Source organism: Ottowia sp. VDI28 (assembly GCF_049532675.1).
Taxonomy (GTDB): Bacteria; Pseudomonadota; Gammaproteobacteria; order Burkholderiales; family Burkholderiaceae_C; genus Ottowia.
The window spans coordinates 2855625-2871254 of record NZ_CP149820.1 but is presented as its reverse complement, the minus strand read 5'-3'; the positions used below and the strand labels follow the sequence as shown (position 1 = coordinate 2871254).

The following is a 15630-nucleotide window of genomic DNA, read 5'->3' as shown; positions in this document are numbered from 1 at the left end:
GCACGAATGATGAAAAACAACCAAGGCCCCTATCCAGGCAGCGTCACCCTGGTCGGCGCCGGCCCAGGCGATCCGGAGTTGCTCACCGTCAAGGCGGTGAAGGCCATTCAAGCGGCCAGCGTGATTCTGGTGGACGATCTGGTCAGCGACGGCGTGCTCGCCCACGCCCGCCCGGAAGCCCGCGTCACCTATGTCGGCAAGCGCGGCGGCTGCAAGAGCACCTCACAGGTGCTGATCGAGCAATTGATGCTGGAAGCGGCTCAAGCCGGAGAAATCGTGGTCCGGCTCAAGGGCGGCGACCCCTTCATCTTCGGCCGCGGAGGAGAGGAAGTCGAAAGCCTGCGCGCGGCCGGCATTGAACCGGTGGTCATCAACGGGATCACTGCGGGCCTGGCCGCCATCACGGGTCTGGGGGCACCGCTCACGCACCGGGAACATGCGCAAGGCGTCGTGTTTGTCACCGGCCATCCGCAGAAAAATGGCCCCGGCCTCGACTGGGAGCGCCTGGGCGCCTCAGCCCGCGACCTTCGCCTGACTCTGGTGATCTACATGGGGATAGGCAGCGCCTCGCGCATCCAGGCGGGCTTGCTCTCGGCGCTGCCAGGAGAAACGCCGGTCGCCATCGTGGAACGCGCCACCCTGCCCAATCAGCGCCAGTGCATCACCAGCCTGGGCCATCTGCTGCCGGATCTTCAACGGTCCGGCCTCGGCAGCCCCGGCATCATGGTGGTGGGCGATGTGGTGCGCGGAGTTCGTGCCTTGGAGCAAGCGCCTGCCGGAATACCTCACCAGGAACGTGTTCGCTGATGGGACTCACGCCTTTGCCAGAGGGATCTTTTCATGATGCCATCATCCTTGGCGCGGGCGCCGCAGGCTTGTTCTGCGCGGCCCAGGCCGGCCAACGCGGCCTGAAGGTCCTGCTGATCGATCATGCTCCTACCGTGGCCGAAAAAATCCGCATCTCCGGCGGAGGGCGCGCCAACTTCACCAACCGCGATCTCGATCCAGCCGCACCGCAAAAACACTTTCTCAGCGGGAACTCGCATTTTTGCCGCTCAGCCCTGGCGCGCTATACGCCCTCGGACTTCACGGCGCTGATGCAAAAGCATGGCATTGGCTTTCATGAAAAGCACAAAGGCCAACTCTTTTGCGACCGTTCGGCGCAGGATCTGATCGACATGCTGCTCACTGAATGCGAGGACGCGCCATCGCATGGTGGCCTCGTGGACCGTTGGCAACCCTGCCGGGTCAGCCGTGTGGAGCACGATGCCGGTACCCGGAGCTATCGGGTGGACACCGATCGCGGCCAGGCCTGCGCTCCCGCGCTGGTGCTGGCCACCGGCGGGCTCTCGATCCCCAAGATCGGCGCGACGGACTTCGGGTGGCGGCTGGCGCGCCAGTTCGGCCTGCGCGTGGAGGAACCGCGCCCAGGCCTCGTGCCACTCACCTTCGATGGTGACGCCTGGGCGCCCTACGCTTCGCTGGCCGGAGTGGCTCTGCCGGTGGCGATCAGCACCGGTGAAAAGAAAAGCCGCACCACCTTCCACGAAGACCTGCTTTTCACGCACCGCGGCCTCTCAGGCCCCGCCGTGCTGCAAATCTCGAGCTATTGGCAATCCGACACGCCGATCGTCATCGATCTGGTGCCGGGGGTAGATCTCGCCGCCGAGCTGCTGGCCGCCAAGGCGCGCGGCTCCCGCAAGCTGATCGCCAACGAACTGACGGCCTGGTTGCCCGCCCGCCTCGCCGATGCCTGGGTTCAGAGGAACGAAGCCTGGCAGCGTCCCATCAACGAGGCTGGAGACAAGGCGCTGCTGCAACTGGCCGAGCAATTGGCACGCTGGTCGGTATTGCCGACTGGCACCGAGGGTTACCGCAAGGCAGAAGTCACCGTGGGGGGCGTGGATACGCGCGATCTCTCCTCGCAAACCATGGAGGCGAAAAACCAGCCGGGCCTCTACTTCATTGGCGAGGTGGTGGATGTCACGGGCTGGCTGGGAGGCTACAACTTCCAGTGGGCCTGGGCCAGTGCCCACGCCTGTGCCCTGGCCATCTCCGAACACCCCTCAAAAACCGTCAGCTGAGCCGCTTGTTACCCGCATCTCAAAAACCATTTATAATGCTTGGCTTTGCTGGCAATAGCCCTGCCGGCCAAATACTAGTCAAAGGCGGGGCAATATCAGCGGTGCATGGCGCGAAGGCCCGATCTTCCTTCTCACCCTCTGACCGCACCTTCTGGAAATTTCTGAAGAATGACCACTATCCGTGTCAAGGAAAACGAGCCGTTTGACGTCGCACTGCGCCGCTTCAAGCGTACCATTGAGAAACTGGGCCTGCTGACCGATCTGCGCGCCCGTGAGTTCTACGAGAAGCCGACTGCCGAGCGCAAGCGCAAGAAAGCAGCTGCCGTGAAGCGCCACTACAAGCGCGTGCGCAGCATGCAACTGCCGAAGAAGCTCTACTGATTCGAGCACACTCTTCCTGAACAAAGGCTCGCTGAGGACGCTCAGCGAGCCTTTGTTCTTTGCAAGATCGAAAAAGACACAAGAGGAAAGAAATGAGCCTGAAAGACCAGATCACCGAAGACATGAAAACCGCCATGCGCGCCAAGGATTCCGGCCGCCTGGGCACCATTCGCCTTCTGCAGGCTGCCATGAAGCAGAAAGAGGTGGACGAGCGCATCACGCTGGACGATGCCGCCATCGTTTCGATCATCGACAAGCTCGTCAAGCAGCGCAAAGACAGCATCGAAGCCTTCACCAAGGCCGGCCGCCAGGATCTGGTGGACCAGGAAGCCGCCGAGATGCAGGTGCTCCAGGCCTATCTGCCCGCACGCCTGTCAGCAGATGAAATCACTGCGGAAGTCAAGGCGATCGTGGCTGAACTCGGCGCCACAGGCCCCGGCGACATGGGCAAAGTGATGGGCGCCGTCAAGACCCGGCTGGCTGGCAAAGCCGACATGGGTGCCGTTTCCGCGGCTGTGAAGGCAGCATTGGCGGCATAACGCTCGGCGCGCGCCCTCAGGAACGAGAAAGGAGCCAGGCGGCAGGCTCCTTTCCGCAACGGGCTCACTGGTCGCCTAAAATGGGAACGATTCTCATTAACAGCATTGCCTCCCGTCAGGCAATGATATCGATGCTGTCAGGCGACACCACTCTGAGCATACACACGTTGTATAGCGACCACCATCGATGGCTGCAGGGTTGGCTGCGTCGGAGATTGGGCAATACATTCGATGCCGCTGACCTCGCGCACGACACCTTTCTACGCGTGATGGTGTCCGGACGCACGCCCGAATCCGAGCAATCCCGTGCGCACCTCACGCAGATCGCCAAAGGCCTGGTCGTTGATCTGCACCGTCGACGTCAGCTTGAAGCAGCCTACCTGGATGCACTGGCCCAGTTTCCTTCTGCGCTGGTCCCCTCGGCGGAAGAGCGCGCCCTGGTATTTGAAGACCTGTTGCAGGTCGACGCCGTACTCCATGCTCTGCCTGTGAAAGTGCGAGAGGTATTTCTTCTTTCCCAGCTCGATGGGTTGACCTATTCTGAAATTGCGCAGCGCATGGGCATCTCGTTTGGCGCCGTTCGCAAATACATGCTGCGCGCTGCCCAATCGCTCCAGTTGCTCGCGGAGAAATGACAGCGCCATGACCGAAAGAGCCACGACAGCCGGACCCGGCCTTTCCAGCTCGCCCAGCCCGCCAGATGTGCCCTTGGGGCCAGCAGCCGATCCGGTCCTGCAACAGGCGCTGGAGTGGCAAGTCACATTCTGGTCCGGCGAAATCACCTCTCACGAACGTGCAGAGTTCGATCGCTGGGTGGAACGAAATCCGGCTCACGCGGGCGCCTGGGAGAAAGTGCAGCGGACCAATGCCAAGCTGCAGTCACTGTCCAGCCCCGGCAGCGGTACCGCCCTGCGCGCAACCGCCTCACCGCGTGCAACGAGCTCGCGCCGTACGATGCTGCGCGTGATCGGCATTGTCGCGGGCGCGGGTGCCGCTGCTTACGCCGTACGCCAAGGTCCCCAATGGCAGTCGATCATGGCAGATTACCGAACCGATCATGGTGAGCGGCGCGAACTCGTGCTGCCCGACGGAAGCCGCCTCCTCCTCAATACCTCTACCGCGCTGGACGTGCGATTCAGCCTCCAGGCCCGGAATATATTCCTGCGCAGTGGGGAGGTGTTCGTGGCCACGGCGCCCGATCCTCAAGCCGGGCAAGATCTGACTTCGCGTCCCTTTACCGTACACACGGCAGAAGGGGCTGTTCATGCCATCGGGACACGCTTCACTGTTCGTGAACTCGGCGGCGAATCGATGACCGCGGTTGAACAAGGCGCCGTGGAGATACGTCCGCTAGACCCTGCAGCCGGCGCTACGCGGCTCAATGCTGGCCAGCGCGCCAGATTTTCCAGCACCGCGGTCCAAGTGCCAGCGGCCTCTATGGCAGCGGAGACAGCCTGGACGCGCGGCCTGCTGATAGCCGAACGCATGCGCCTGGCAGATTTTCTGGCCGAATTGGGGCGATACCGTAACGGCTTGCTGCGATGCGATCCGGCGGTCCAGGACCTTATCGTCTCAGGCGTCTACTCAGTGGACGACACGGATATGGCCTTGGCCACGCTTGAGCAGGCTCTACCGGTTCGGATCAAGAAGGTGACTCGCTACTGGGTCACCGTGGGTGCGCGCGCGAGTTCAGAGACATCGAAAAAAATATCCGGCAACCGTAGCACTTTTTCTTTTTCGTTCGGGAAACAAGGCAAGACCCTTCACAAATTTGAAGGCTGCCACCACCACCGAAAAGGAAAGCTGATGCATTCCCGCCGAGCCCGTCGCTCCCCTCCTCTTTACAGGCGCCGCACACCGTTGCCGGTGGTGCAAGCCATGCTCCTCGCCTGTTTCGGCGCCAGCGGGCTCACGATGCCCTCGATAGCGCTGGGTCAGGCACCACAGCATCAAGCGGGTGTCTCGCGCTACGATATCCCTCCCGGCACCCTCGACCAGGCGCTGAACAGCTTCGCATCCACCGCCGGCATCGTCCTCTCCATTGACGGATCACTGACCGCAGGCAAGGCCAGCCGCGGGCTGTCGGGTCATTTCGGCATACAAGACGGCTTCGCGGCTCTGCTCGGCGGCTCAGGCCTGGAGGTGCACCGAAGTATCGGCGGAGGGTATGTCTTGCGCAGGTCAGTGGCAAAACAAGAACCTGCCACCCTCTCGGCACAGGAAACCGGGACCCCGAGCCTGCAAGCCGTCACGGTCACCGCGCGCAGAGAGTCTCCCGGCGACCTTCCCCAAGCCTACGCGGGCGGACAAGTCGCGCGGGGAGGACGGCTCGGGCTGCTTGGCAACAAGGACGTGATGGACACGCCCTTCAACATCACCAGCTACACCAGCGACCTTATCGAGAACCAGCAGGCCGCCACTCTGGCCGATGTAATGGACAACGACCCCGCCGTGCGCATGAGTTCGCGGGGACGCAACACCAGCGTGGGAGGGGGCGACAATTTCTTTCTGCGCGGCTTCGGCCTGGCCAATCGGGACATCTCGTTCAATGGGCTCTACGGTGTCCTGCCCTATGGCACGCTCTCCCTGGAAACCGTGGAACGCGTCGAAGTGCTCAAAGGGCCCAGCGCCCTACTGAGTGGCATGGCGCCCAGCGGCGGCGTGGGAGGCGCGATCAACGTGGTGCCCAAGCGCGCGGCCGAGACCCCCCTCACCCGCTTCACGGCCAGCTACGCATCGGACTCCCAGTGGGGCGGCCATCTGGATCTGGGCCGGCGCTGGGGCGAAAAAATCAATTCGGCGTGCGCGCCAATGGCATCTACCGCAATGGCGACACCTCCACGTCAGGCCAGAACGCCAAGCTGCTGGCAGGCGCCCTAGGCCTTGACTACCGAGGAGACCAACTGCGAGCGTCGCTCGATATCGGCTATCAATCCGATGACGCCAAGGCGGCCACCGTAGGCTACCGCCTGGCCCCCACATTGACCGCGCTTCCTTCGCCGCCAGAAGCCGGAAACAGATTTGTTCAGGACTGGGAGCGCAGGACCTACAAGGACAATTACCACGTCGTACAGGCCGAATATGACGTATCACCCGCCTGGACGCTCTACGGCGCCGCTGGCGCCCGAGATCATCATCACACGAATTTCCGTACGGAATCTCGCATTCTGAACCAGGCAGGCGATACCACCACTTCGCCGGTCAACTACCCCGAGTCGTCGAAGTCAAAATCCTACCTGTTGGGCACGCGCGTGAAGTTCGGTGCATTGAATGCCGTGCACGAGCTGAATCTGGCAGCCTCCTCGATGGATATCGACGCGGGCTACGCTTACGCGCAATGGGCTGGTTTTGCGTCGAACCTGTATCACCCGGTTTTCGTCCCGAACCCTTTCCAGACGGGCGCGCCCTTCTCGGGCTTTCTGGATACGCGCCAATCCTCCAAGACCAAGCTGTCATCGGTGGGCATTTCCGACAGCATGTCCTGGCGCGATGGGGCCATTCAACTCACAGTCGGCTTGAGAAGACAAAAGATCACGGTCGACAACTATGCTGGCACCGCGCCGGTGAATGAATGGGTGTCTGGCTATGGAAAGACCGTCAACTCCCCGGCCGTAGGGCTGATTGTGAAGCCGTGGACCAATGTGTCCCTCTACGCCAACTACATAGAAGGGCTCAGCCCTGGTATGACCGCGCCAGCAGACGCCGAAAACGCAGGCCAGGCCTTTCCCCCGTCAAGACCAAGCAAAAAGAGGTGGGCCTCAAGGTGGATTTCGGACAGGTAGTCGGGACTGTCGCGCTTTTCGAACTGCGGCAACCCAATGCGATCACGATCCCCGGCAGTTCGCCGGACCGGAACCGCTATGTGATGGATGGAGAGCAGCGCAATCGAGGCATTGAAATCAGCGCAGCCGGCGAAGTGGCACACGGCTTGCGTGTCCTCGGCGGCCTGACCTACATGCAAGGCAAGCAGGTACGCACGCAAAACGGCAACAACGACGGAAAAGATGCCACCGTCGCGCCGCGCTGGATCGGTAACGCAGGTTTTGAGTGGAATACGCCGTTCCTGCCTGGGCTGACACTCACCACGCGCGCGTTGCTGACAGGATCGCAGTATGTGAATGCGCAGAACACACAGCAGCTTCCGGGATGGGCGCGCTGGGATATTGGCGCCCGTTACCGGATGCGCGCGTTCGGCCGCCCGGTCACGGTTCGGGCGAACATACTGAACGTCGCCAACCGCAGCTATTGGGAGGGCAGCGCCGGCTCGGGCGGCATCGTGCTGTCCGCCCCCCGCACATTCACCGTTTCCGCCACAATGGATTTCTGACGATGTGCCGGCGATCATTCGCATCTTGTTTCAAATAACGGCCAAGCTTTGCAGCGAAAACGAATTCCCTGCAAACCTTTTCGCATCCCGCCGCGTTGAATAAACTGGGCAAGAGCCGCCTGAAAGCGCGAACGCGCGTGGGTGCCCTCCCCTTGCCCCCTTATTCACGCCATGCAAGCCCCTGCCATCCGTTTCAGCTTCCGCCATTGGCTGGCTTTGCTGCTGCTTGCCGGGCCCCTGTGGGCCTGGGCACAGCAAGCCCAGCAGATAGACCCCCTGGCCGGGTAGCCTATATCAGCCTACAGGAAGGCACCGCGGTCATGGCCACCGATGGCCGCGGCAGCTGGACGCCCGCGCCTCTCAACATGCCTGTCACCACAGGAACGCGCCTGGCGACAGAAGCCGGCTCCCGAACCGAATTGCAAAGCGGCTGGTCCGCCTTCCGCCTCTCCGGTAAATCCGATCTCGAAATCTCCGAGCTGGACGACGACAGCACCCGCCTGGCACTGACCGATGGCACGCTTTCAACCCGGGTTCGCGACCTCCAGCCAGGCGAACGCTTCGAAATTGATACGCCCAACATCGCACTCGTGGCCAGCCAGCCGGGTGAATACCGCTTCGACGTTGACCCGCGGGCCGATACAACCCGAGTGTCGGTCCTCAGCGGCAGCGCGACCGTCTATGGCGACGGCGGCCAGTCTGTGGCCTTGGGCGCGCGTGAGCAAGCAGTGTTTTCCGGCCGTGGGCTCAACATCGTCTCAAGGGGCGCCTCTGGCTACCCAGACGCCTTCGACCAATGGGCCGCCTCGCGCGATGCGCAAGCCGACCGCTCGGCTTCAGCACGGTACGTCTCCCCCGGCACGCCTGGCTACCAGCAACTGGATGCCTACGGCGACTGGTCACAAGACACCACCTACGGCGCCGTCTGGTATCCCCGGGTTGCCGTGGAAAGTTGGGCACCTTACCGCTACGGCCAATGGACCTGGGTCGATCCTTGGGGCTGGACCTGGGTGGATGACGCGCCCTGGGGTTTTGCTCCTTTCCATTACGGCCGCTGGGCGCAGATCGGCCCTCGTTGGGCCTGGGTGCCCGGCCCGGTGGTGCGGCGGCCGGTCTATGCCCCCGCACTGGTCGGGTTCGTGGGCAGTACCGGCAGCGGGACCAGTTGGGGTATTTCACTGGGCTCGAGCGGCCCCGGCACGGCATGGTTCCCGCTTGCCCCCGGCGAATACTGGGAGCCCCACTATCGCGCCAGCCAACGCTATCGGCATGCCCTGAACCCATGGGCCAACGCGCGCGCTCCGGGACCGGACAGGTCGTATTTCTTCCAACGCCATCCCAGCGCCATCACAGCCGTGTCGCGCGATCAATTCCGTCCTGGGGAGGGCCGGCGCCCGCGTTATACCAATGGCACCCAATTGCCTCCAAGCCAATGGGCGGGCACGCGAGTGGTACCGCCACCCCCGCGCCCCAATCCCATGCCAGGCTCAGACCGCAACACCGGTGGCAACCGCCCATTCCTCGGCGCCGATCACGCCGGCAGCCCGCCGCGCGGCCAACAGCCCATTCAGCCACCATCAGGCCGCTTCCCAGAGCGCGACGCTCAACGGCGTGATGAATGGGGGCATCTGGAGCAACCTCAACGGAATCAGCGGCCTCAGCTGATCGACCAGCAACGCGATGCACAGCGGCGGGATGAGTGGGGACAGCCAGCCCAACCTCAGCGGAATCAACGGCCGCAAGTGAACGAGCAACCACGCGACGCCCAACGGCGGGACGAGTGGGGTCACCCCACACAGTCCCAACAGATTCAGCGGCCGCAGGTGAATGAGCGGCAACGGGACGCGCAGCAGCGGGATGAATGGGGGCAACCCACGCAACCGCAACGGATTCAACGGCAGCAGATGATGGAGCAGCAGCGCGAACAGGAGCAGCAGCGCCGCGACCAACAGCAAAGAATGGAACAGCAGCAACGGCAGGCTGCCCAGCAGCAGCAATTGATGGAACAGCAACGCGCCGTGCAGCGGGAGCAGCAGGCTCAGCAGCACCGTGAGCAACAGCAACGGGCGGAACAACAACGGCAGCAAGCTGCCCAGCAGCAGAACCAGTGGCGGCAGCAACAAATGCAGCAGCGGCAGCAGTTCGAGCAACAACAGCAACAGCGGCAGCAGCAGGTCGAACAACAGCGCCAACAACAGCAGCAGCGCGCTCAGCCCATGCAGCGTGAAGAACAACGCGGCCGCGAGCAACGCCAGCTTGGCCCGAGGTACCACGAAGGTTTCAACTGAGCGGCAGTTGTGAGCTAGCGCTGCTTTCCCTCACCCCTGCCCTCTCTCCCAGGCGGGAGAGGGAGCTAAACGGCTCCTGGCGTTTAACCCTTAGTTCTTAGCTCCCAGCCACCTTCATCCGGTCGATCAGCAGCGAACCCACTGTCTTGGCACCGTAGTTATAGGCGTCGGCCCCCACTGCCGCGATGCCCGCGAACATGTCACGCAGGTTGCCGGCGATGGTGATTTCCTGCACCGGGAACGCGATACGGCCGTTTTCCACCCAGAAGCCGCTGGCCCCGCGCGAATAGTCGCCCGTCACGTAGTTCACGCCCTGCCCCATCAGCTCGATCACGAAAAGGCCTGTACCGAGCTTTTTCAGCATGGCGTCAAGATCATCCCCAGGCTGCGTCAGCCGGGATGTCAGGCTCAGGTTGTGCGAGCCGCCGGCATTGCCGGTGGTTTTCATGCCCAGCTTGCGGGCCGAATACGTCGTCAGGAAGTAGCCTTCCACCTTGCCCGCATTCACTACCTTGCGCGCCCGCACGCACACACCTTCGTCGTCGAACGGCGACGAACCCTTGCCGCCGCGGACAAATGGGTCCTCGGCAATATCGATGTGCTTCGGAAAAATCCGCTTGCCCAGGGAATCCACCAGGAACGTGGCCTTGCGGTACAGCGCGCCACCACTCACCGCCTGCGCAAAACTGCCCAGCAGCCCCGCCGCCAGCGGCGACTCAAACAACACGGGCACCTCGCAAGTGGGAATCTTCCGGCTGTTCAGGCGGCTCAGCGCCCGCTCCGCCGCATAGCGGCCCACGGCCTCCGGGCTGGCCAGATCGCGTGCGTCACGCATGGAGCTGTACCAGTAGTCACGCTGCATGCCAGCGCCCTTGCCAGCGATCGGAGCGACTGAGATGCTATGGCGCGAACTGGCATAGCCGCCGCGAAAACCGTGTGTATGGGCGCTGAAGAAGTGGCTTTGCTGCGCCGACACGGCGGCGCCTTCGCTATTGGTGATGCGCTTGCTGGTGGCAAAGGCGGCGCGCTCGCAGGCCAGCGCGATCTGCGCGGCCTCCTCGCTGGTCACGGCCCAGGGGTGGAACAGCTCCAGATCTGGATGCTCGGTGGCGATGTCAGCCTCATCGGGCAGGCCGGCCACCGGATCCTCCGCCGTGAAGCGGGCAATATCGTAGGCTGCCTGCACCGTCTGCTCGATCGCCGCGCGCGAGAAATCCGAAGTACTGGCATTGCCCCGCCGCTGGCCCACGTAAACTGTCACCCCGAGCGACTTGTCCCGGTTGCGTTCCACGTTTTCCAGATCGCCCTTGCGCACACTGACCGAAAGACCCGCACCCTCCGAGGCCTCGGCACCCGCGTTGGTGGCACCCAATTTCTTGGCGTGCCCGATGGCGGTATCGACCAGATCCTCGAAGAAAGCGCGCGAATAACTGAAACCGGATTCGGCACCCCGGTCGGTGCCTGAAGAAGTTTGATTCATGGTGGCGGCTATCATACTTGCCGCCAACTCCCCACTAATTACTATTGACATCATGCGCACCATCGCGCATGGTCCTATTTCATGTCCCGCAAACCCAAGAAAGGCTACTATGTACGTGGCCATTTTGTCGCTGAAGGCAGCGAACTCGACCTTGAACTCAAACGAGAACTGAAAGGCGGGGACGAGCCGAGCAAGACCGAACTGAAGGCCCAAAGCAGCGAACTGCAGGGCCTGGGAGAGGATTTGCTCGGCCTGCGCACCGATCTGTTCGAGGCGCTGGAGCTGCCCGCCAAACTGATCGAGGCACTGGCGGACCTCAAACGCATCAACAACTTCGAAGGCCGGCGCCGGCAAAGCCAGTTCGTCGGCAAACTGATGCGCAAGCTCGAGGACGACACGGTCGACGCCATTCGCGCCGCCCTGGAGGAGCAGCGCAAAGGTTCCGCCAAGGAAACCCTTCTGCTGCACACCGCCGAAAACTGGCGCGAACGACTGGTGAATGACGATACCGCCGTGGCGGCCTGGATTGCGCAGTTCCCCGAAACTGATTCGCAGCAGCTGCGCGCACTGGTGCGCCAGGCCCGCAAAGACGCCCCCGCCCCGGCCGAAGCGAACGCAGCCGAATCCAAAGGGTTGGCACCGCGCAAAGGCCGCGCGTGGCGCGAGCTGTTCCAGCTCGTGCGCCATCAACTGAGCGCCGCCGAAGACGCCCCTTCCGGCGAAACCGCTGATTCACCTGACACCTCCGGCGACAGTCCTGCACCATGAGTAACGCACTGGATCCCATCACCATCGGCGTCGTCTCCATCAGCGACCGCGCCTCCAGCGGCACTTATCAGGACCTGGGCCTTCCCGCCTTGCGCGACTGGCTGGCCAAGGCGGTCCAGAACCCGATCACTTTCGAATCCCGCCTGATCCCTGACGAGAAAGACCGTATCAGCCAGACCTTGATCGAATTGACCGATGCAGGCTGCTCCCTGGTGCTCACCACTGGTGGCACCGGCCCCGCACCGCGCGACGTGACCCCCGAAGCCACCCTGGCCGTGGCCGACAAGGAAATGCCCGGTTTCGGTGAGCAGATGCGCCAGATCAGCCTGGCCTTCGTGCCCACGGCGATCCTCTCGCGCCAAGTGGCGGTCATTCGCGGCCAAACGCTCATCATCAACCTGCCCGGCCAACCCAAGGCGATCGCGGAAACGCTGGAAGGCCTGAAGGATGGTGAGGGTAAGCCCCAGGTGCACGGCATCTTTGCGGCCGTCCCCTACTGCATCGATCTGATCGGCGGGCCCTACCTGGAAACGAATGACGCGGTCTGCAAGGCATTCAGGCCGAAGAACGCCCAGCGCCCCCGGCCCTCCTGAGCCTCCGCCCCCGCACCAACTGGTTATTTGCCTACCAGTTGGTTGTATTTGTCAGCCTCGAAGGATTCCTCGCGTGCCGCGCTCTCGGGCACGCAATTGGGATCGAGCTTGCAGGCCAGCTTCTCCACCGCTTGCCATAGCAGCGTGATCTGATGATCGTGCGTGGCGGTGCCGTCGATCAAGCCCCGCAGCGCCTGGCTCAGCGGATCGTCACTTTGGGTCACGCCGTAGGCCGAGAAGCCCATTTTGGCCGCGGCCTCCTCCCGTTTGGCATCGCTTTCGGCATGAATGATGCGCGCCGGGTTCCCAACAGCCGTAGCACCTGCCGGCACAGGCTTGGTCACTACCGCGGAAGAGCCGATCTTGGCCCCGTCTCCCACCGTGAACCCTCCCAGCACCTGCGAATTGGCGCCCACGATCACTCCCTTGCCCAGCGTAGGATGGCGTTTGCTGCCCTTGGTGAGCGAGGTGCCGCCCAGCGTCACGCCCTGGTAGATCGTGCAGTCGTCACCGATTTCCGCTGTTTCGCCAATCACGACACCCATGCCATGGTCGATGAACACGCGCTCCCCGATCTTGGCGCCCGGGTGAATCTCGATGCCTGTCAGGAAACGTCCCCAGTGAGAAATCCAGCGTGCCAGCCACGTCCAGCCACGCCCCCACAAGGGATGGGCAATCCGGTGCAGCACCAGCGCATGAAAGCCGGGATAGGAAAAAATGACGTCCCACACGCTGCGCGCGGCAGGATCGCGATCAAGAATGGCGCGGGAATAGGAGCGAATGCGGTGGAACATGGTCGCGAAGTCTAGCCGGGATGTTCTTCCTCCAGGGACACCCCATGCGGGCTGCCCTCATGAAAATACGTCTTTGTGGCGCGCAAACACTTCATCGTCGTTTCCATAGTAGGAATAAGCATATTCCGGAAGACTTTCAGTGTCACGGCCCGGGTGTCACGGCCCGGGACGTGTCACTGCCTTGGCTATCCCGCGCAGGATGTGGATTTCCTCCTGCGTCAGTTCTGCCCGGTTGAACATCTGCGCCAGCCTCGGCATGAGCTTCTTGGGAGCGGCGGGGTCCAGAAAGCCGATATCCACGAGCGCCTGCTGCCAGTGCGCCAGCATGCCGGCCACCTGCGCGGCATCGGCATGCCTGGGCTCGGTATTCACGGGCGGCTGCCAGGCCTCGCCGAAGCGGGCGGCCAGCGCCTGCCGCCAGTCATAGGCGATCAATTGGACGGCAGCCGCCAGATTGAGCGAGCCGTAATCTGGATTCGTGGGAATCGACAGCGCCACGTGGCAGCGATAGACGTCGTCGTTCTTCATGCCATACCGCTCGGAACCGAACAGAAACGCCACACCCTCCGGTGCTTCCATGCCCTGGCTCTGCCCAAGGAGTTCCTCGAAATGCTTCCTCGGGCTCCGTGTGGGCGGCCCGAAATCGCGCGGGGTCATGGCCGTGGCGCACAGGTGCGTCATGCCGCCAAGCGCCTCATCCAGCGTGGGCACGATGCGCGCGCGTTCCAGGATATCGGTGGCCCCGCTGGCCCGCTCGACCGCCTCGGCCCGCGTGAGCACGTCAGGCCAGCGCGGATTCACCAGCACCAGGTCATCGAAGCCCATCACTTTCATTGCACGGGCCACGGCGCCCACATTGCCGGCATGGCTGGTTTCGATCAGGATAAAGCGGGTCTTCATGGTGTGGGCAAACAATCATGATGGCCTGCCAGTATTCAAGCCATCCTCACCGCGATATTACCCGCCGCCCTGAGCCACCAGTTCATTCACAAAGGCTGCCGACCGATCGATTTCTCCTGCCGCGGCAGGAAGATCATTGGCTTGATTCAGAAAACCGTGAGGCATGGCCTTGGCGACGGAGAGATGCGAGGGCACGCCGCTCTCCAGAAGCGCTTGATGCAGCTCGATGGAATCGTCATACAGCGGATCGAGTTCGGCCGAAAGTATGTAGGCCGGCGGCAAGCTGCAGAGATTTCCCCCGAGAGGAAAGACTTGCCAGTCGTGCGGCGGAGCAACCTGCAGGTAAGCCCCCAGATAGCGCTCCTGTGCCTGCCTGCTCAAGCCAAAGCGGCCATCGCCATACGCCGCAAACGAGCCATCGTCACGGCATGGCGCATAGCAACCGTAATACAAAAGTAATGCGGCGATATCGGATACTTGGCCCTGATCCCTCCGGCGCATGGCCTCCACCAGTGCCAGGTTGGCGCCTGCGGAGTCGCCCGCCAGAATGACCTGCCCAGGCGCCCGGGCGGCCGATCCCATCCGCTGCCGGAGAACATGGTCAACGGCAGCGCTCACGTCTTCTGACGCAGCCGGAAACGGATACTCCGGCGCCAACGAATACTCGACACCACACACCGGTGCCTGTGTAGCGCGCGCCAAGTGACGCAGCACTGTGTCGTGCGTCACGTTTGAGCCCACGCACCACCCGCCGCCATGCAGATAGACGATCGGCGTGCGCCGGGCGTCCCCCTGGCTGGCGTGGTACCAGCGCATATGCACGAGGCGCTCATTCACGGTGACCTCTTCGTCTTCGATCCGGTGCATGGGCACGCGGTTCAAATGCGTGCGTTTGCGCTCCTCTTCCAGCAGCCTGCGCGATTCTGGAAACGGCACCGCATAGCGGTCGGCCTTCGGTCCATCCGCCTTCTGGCGTTCAAGCAATCGCGCCAGTTCCGGGTCCAGCCGCTGCGCGTAAGGCTGCCCGGTCCAAGCGTTCAGCACCGGCTCAGTCTCCTTTGAATGCAGTGGCCTCGATCTCAAACAGCCATTCCGGGCGTGCGAGCTCTTTCGCGACGACCAGGGTGGCAGCAGGCCGGCATTCACCAAGGTATTCCTTGCGAACCGCATTGACGGCCGGCAAATCCTTGGAGTCAACCAGGTAGGTCGTGATCTTGACCAGATGCTGTACGCCCATGCCCGCATCCGCGAGGATGGCCAGCAGATTCTTCCACGCGGCATCGGCCTGGTTTTGAACGCCCGAGGCCAGCGTGCCCTGGGCGTCGACCCCGATCTGCCCGGCAATATGCAGCCATTGGCCCGGCCCGGTCACATGGACAGCGTGAGAGTAGGCGCCCACGGGAGGGGCGATGGCGGCAGGATTGCGAAAGTCGGTCAAAGTGGTCTCCTTGGAGTTGATGAAACCCGCGCACAACA

Annotated in this window: 16 protein-coding genes; 11 read left to right on the top strand and 5 right to left on the bottom strand. The window is 62.9% G+C overall.

Going from position 1 to position 15630, the window contains the following annotated elements; all coding sequences use genetic code 11:
- Nucleotides 1-9 precede the first annotated feature (9 nt).
- From cobA to WJU18_RS13680, 9 genes are all read left to right on the top strand, one after another.
- On the top strand, nt 10-807 hold the full coding sequence (cobA, locus tag WJU18_RS13720; protein WP_423460589.1) for a uroporphyrinogen-III C-methyltransferase: 798 nt from the start codon (nt 10-12) through the stop codon (nt 805-807).
- The gene (locus tag WJU18_RS13715; protein WP_423460588.1) at nt 807-2084 is read left to right on the top strand and encodes an NAD(P)/FAD-dependent oxidoreductase; all 1278 of its coding nucleotides are present in this window, start codon (nt 807-809) and stop codon (nt 2082-2084) included. The genes cobA and WJU18_RS13715 overlap by 1 nt, the downstream gene beginning before the upstream one ends.
- A 168-nt stretch (nt 2085-2252) precedes the next feature.
- On the top strand, nt 2253-2465 hold the full coding sequence (gene rpsU, locus WJU18_RS13710) for a 30S ribosomal protein S21 (protein ID WP_007833691.1): 213 nt from the start codon (nt 2253-2255) through the stop codon (nt 2463-2465).
- Between the two features lie 92 nt (nt 2466-2557).
- Complete coding sequence (locus WJU18_RS13705) at nt 2558-3004, top strand: GatB/YqeY domain-containing protein (protein WP_423460587.1); 447 nt, start codon at nt 2558-2560, stop codon at nt 3002-3004.
- A gap of 131 nt (nt 3005-3135) precedes the next feature.
- Nucleotides 3136-3639: a sigma-70 family RNA polymerase sigma factor gene (locus WJU18_RS13700; RefSeq protein ID WP_423460586.1), complete on the top strand. Its 504-nt coding sequence runs from the start codon at nt 3136-3138 to the stop codon at nt 3637-3639.
- A gap of 7 nt (nt 3640-3646) precedes the next feature.
- Nucleotides 3647-5884 carry a FecR domain-containing protein gene (locus WJU18_RS13695; protein ID WP_423460585.1) on the top strand — a complete coding sequence of 746 codons (2238 nt, stop codon included), beginning with the start codon at nt 3647-3649 and terminating at the stop codon, nt 5882-5884.
- Complete coding sequence (locus WJU18_RS13690) at nt 5806-6786, top strand: hypothetical protein (RefSeq protein WP_423460584.1); 981 nt, start codon at nt 5806-5808, stop codon at nt 6784-6786. Before WJU18_RS13695 ends, WJU18_RS13690 begins: the two co-directional genes overlap by 79 nt.
- Nucleotides 6756-7331 (top strand): TonB-dependent receptor domain-containing protein, encoded by a 576-nt coding sequence (locus tag WJU18_RS13685; protein WP_423460583.1) that lies wholly within the window; start codon nt 6756-6758, stop codon nt 7329-7331. The genes WJU18_RS13690 and WJU18_RS13685 overlap by 31 nt, the downstream gene beginning before the upstream one ends.
- Before the next feature lie 320 nt (nt 7332-7651).
- The gene (locus WJU18_RS13680; protein WP_423460582.1) at nt 7652-9619 is read left to right on the top strand and encodes a DUF6600 domain-containing protein; all 1968 of its coding nucleotides are present in this window, start codon (nt 7652-7654) and stop codon (nt 9617-9619) included.
- Nucleotides 9620-9716: 97 nt separating this feature from the next.
- Here the strand turns inward: WJU18_RS13680 and pmbA are convergent, their stop codons facing one another.
- Nucleotides 9717-11099: a metalloprotease PmbA gene (pmbA, locus tag WJU18_RS13675; protein ID WP_423460581.1), complete on the bottom strand. Its 1383-nt coding sequence runs from the start codon at nt 11097-11099 to the stop codon at nt 9717-9719.
- Between the two features lie 81 nt (nt 11100-11180).
- Between pmbA and yjgA the strand changes: the two genes are divergently transcribed.
- The gene (gene yjgA, locus WJU18_RS13670; protein WP_423460580.1) at nt 11181-11867 is read left to right on the top strand and encodes a ribosome biogenesis factor YjgA; all 687 of its coding nucleotides are present in this window, start codon (nt 11181-11183) and stop codon (nt 11865-11867) included.
- Complete coding sequence (gene mog, locus WJU18_RS13665; RefSeq protein ID WP_423460579.1) at nt 11864-12460, top strand: molybdopterin adenylyltransferase; 597 nt, start codon at nt 11864-11866, stop codon at nt 12458-12460. The genes yjgA and mog overlap by 4 nt, the downstream gene beginning before the upstream one ends.
- A 23-nt stretch (nt 12461-12483) precedes the next feature.
- On the opposite strand, the gene cysE is transcribed toward mog, so the two are convergent.
- The 4 genes from cysE to WJU18_RS13645 all read right to left on the bottom strand — a co-directional run bounded on the left by cysE (nt 12484) and on the right by WJU18_RS13645 (nt 15592).
- Nucleotides 12484-13254 carry a serine O-acetyltransferase gene (gene cysE / locus WJU18_RS13660; RefSeq protein ID WP_423460578.1) on the bottom strand — a complete coding sequence of 257 codons (771 nt, stop codon included), beginning with the start codon at nt 13252-13254 and terminating at the stop codon, nt 12484-12486.
- A gap of 156 nt (nt 13255-13410) precedes the next feature.
- The gene (locus WJU18_RS13655; RefSeq protein WP_423460577.1) at nt 13411-14154 is read right to left on the bottom strand and encodes an RNA methyltransferase; all 744 of its coding nucleotides are present in this window, start codon (nt 14152-14154) and stop codon (nt 13411-13413) included.
- A gap of 57 nt (nt 14155-14211) precedes the next feature.
- Nucleotides 14212-15198 (bottom strand): alpha/beta hydrolase, encoded by a 987-nt coding sequence (locus tag WJU18_RS13650; RefSeq protein WP_423460576.1) that lies wholly within the window; start codon nt 15196-15198, stop codon nt 14212-14214.
- Between the two features lie 4 nt (nt 15199-15202).
- Complete coding sequence (locus WJU18_RS13645) at nt 15203-15592, bottom strand: RidA family protein (RefSeq protein ID WP_423460575.1); 390 nt, start codon at nt 15590-15592, stop codon at nt 15203-15205.
- Nucleotides 15593-15630 lie beyond the last annotated feature (38 nt).

Coding starts and splice junctions, on each gene's coding strand:
- WJU18_RS13680 (WP_423460582.1), top strand. CDS start 7,652: ATGGCCACCGATGGCCGCGGCAGCTGGACGCCCGCGCCTCTCAACATG.
- WJU18_RS13695 (WP_423460585.1), top strand. CDS start 3,647: ATGACCGAAAGAGCCACGACAGCCGGACCCGGCCTTTCCAGCTCGCCC.
- WJU18_RS13700 (WP_423460586.1), top strand. CDS start 3,136: ATGCTGTCAGGCGACACCACTCTGAGCATACACACGTTGTATAGCGAC.
- cysE (WP_423460578.1), bottom strand. CDS start 13,254: ATGTTCCACCGCATTCGCTCCTATTCCCGCGCCATTCTTGATCGCGAT.
- WJU18_RS13715 (WP_423460588.1), top strand. CDS start 807: ATGGGACTCACGCCTTTGCCAGAGGGATCTTTTCATGATGCCATCATC.
- WJU18_RS13655 (WP_423460577.1), bottom strand. CDS start 14,154: ATGAAGACCCGCTTTATCCTGATCGAAACCAGCCATGCCGGCAATGTG.
- cobA (WP_423460589.1), top strand. CDS start 10: ATGAAAAACAACCAAGGCCCCTATCCAGGCAGCGTCACCCTGGTCGGC.
- pmbA (WP_423460581.1), bottom strand. CDS start 11,099: ATGAATCAAACTTCTTCAGGCACCGACCGGGGTGCCGAATCCGGTTTC.
- WJU18_RS13705 (WP_423460587.1), top strand. CDS start 2,558: ATGAGCCTGAAAGACCAGATCACCGAAGACATGAAAACCGCCATGCGC.
- rpsU (WP_007833691.1), top strand. CDS start 2,253: ATGACCACTATCCGTGTCAAGGAAAACGAGCCGTTTGACGTCGCACTG.
- mog (WP_423460579.1), top strand. CDS start 11,864: ATGAGTAACGCACTGGATCCCATCACCATCGGCGTCGTCTCCATCAGC.
- yjgA (WP_423460580.1), top strand. CDS start 11,181: ATGTCCCGCAAACCCAAGAAAGGCTACTATGTACGTGGCCATTTTGTC.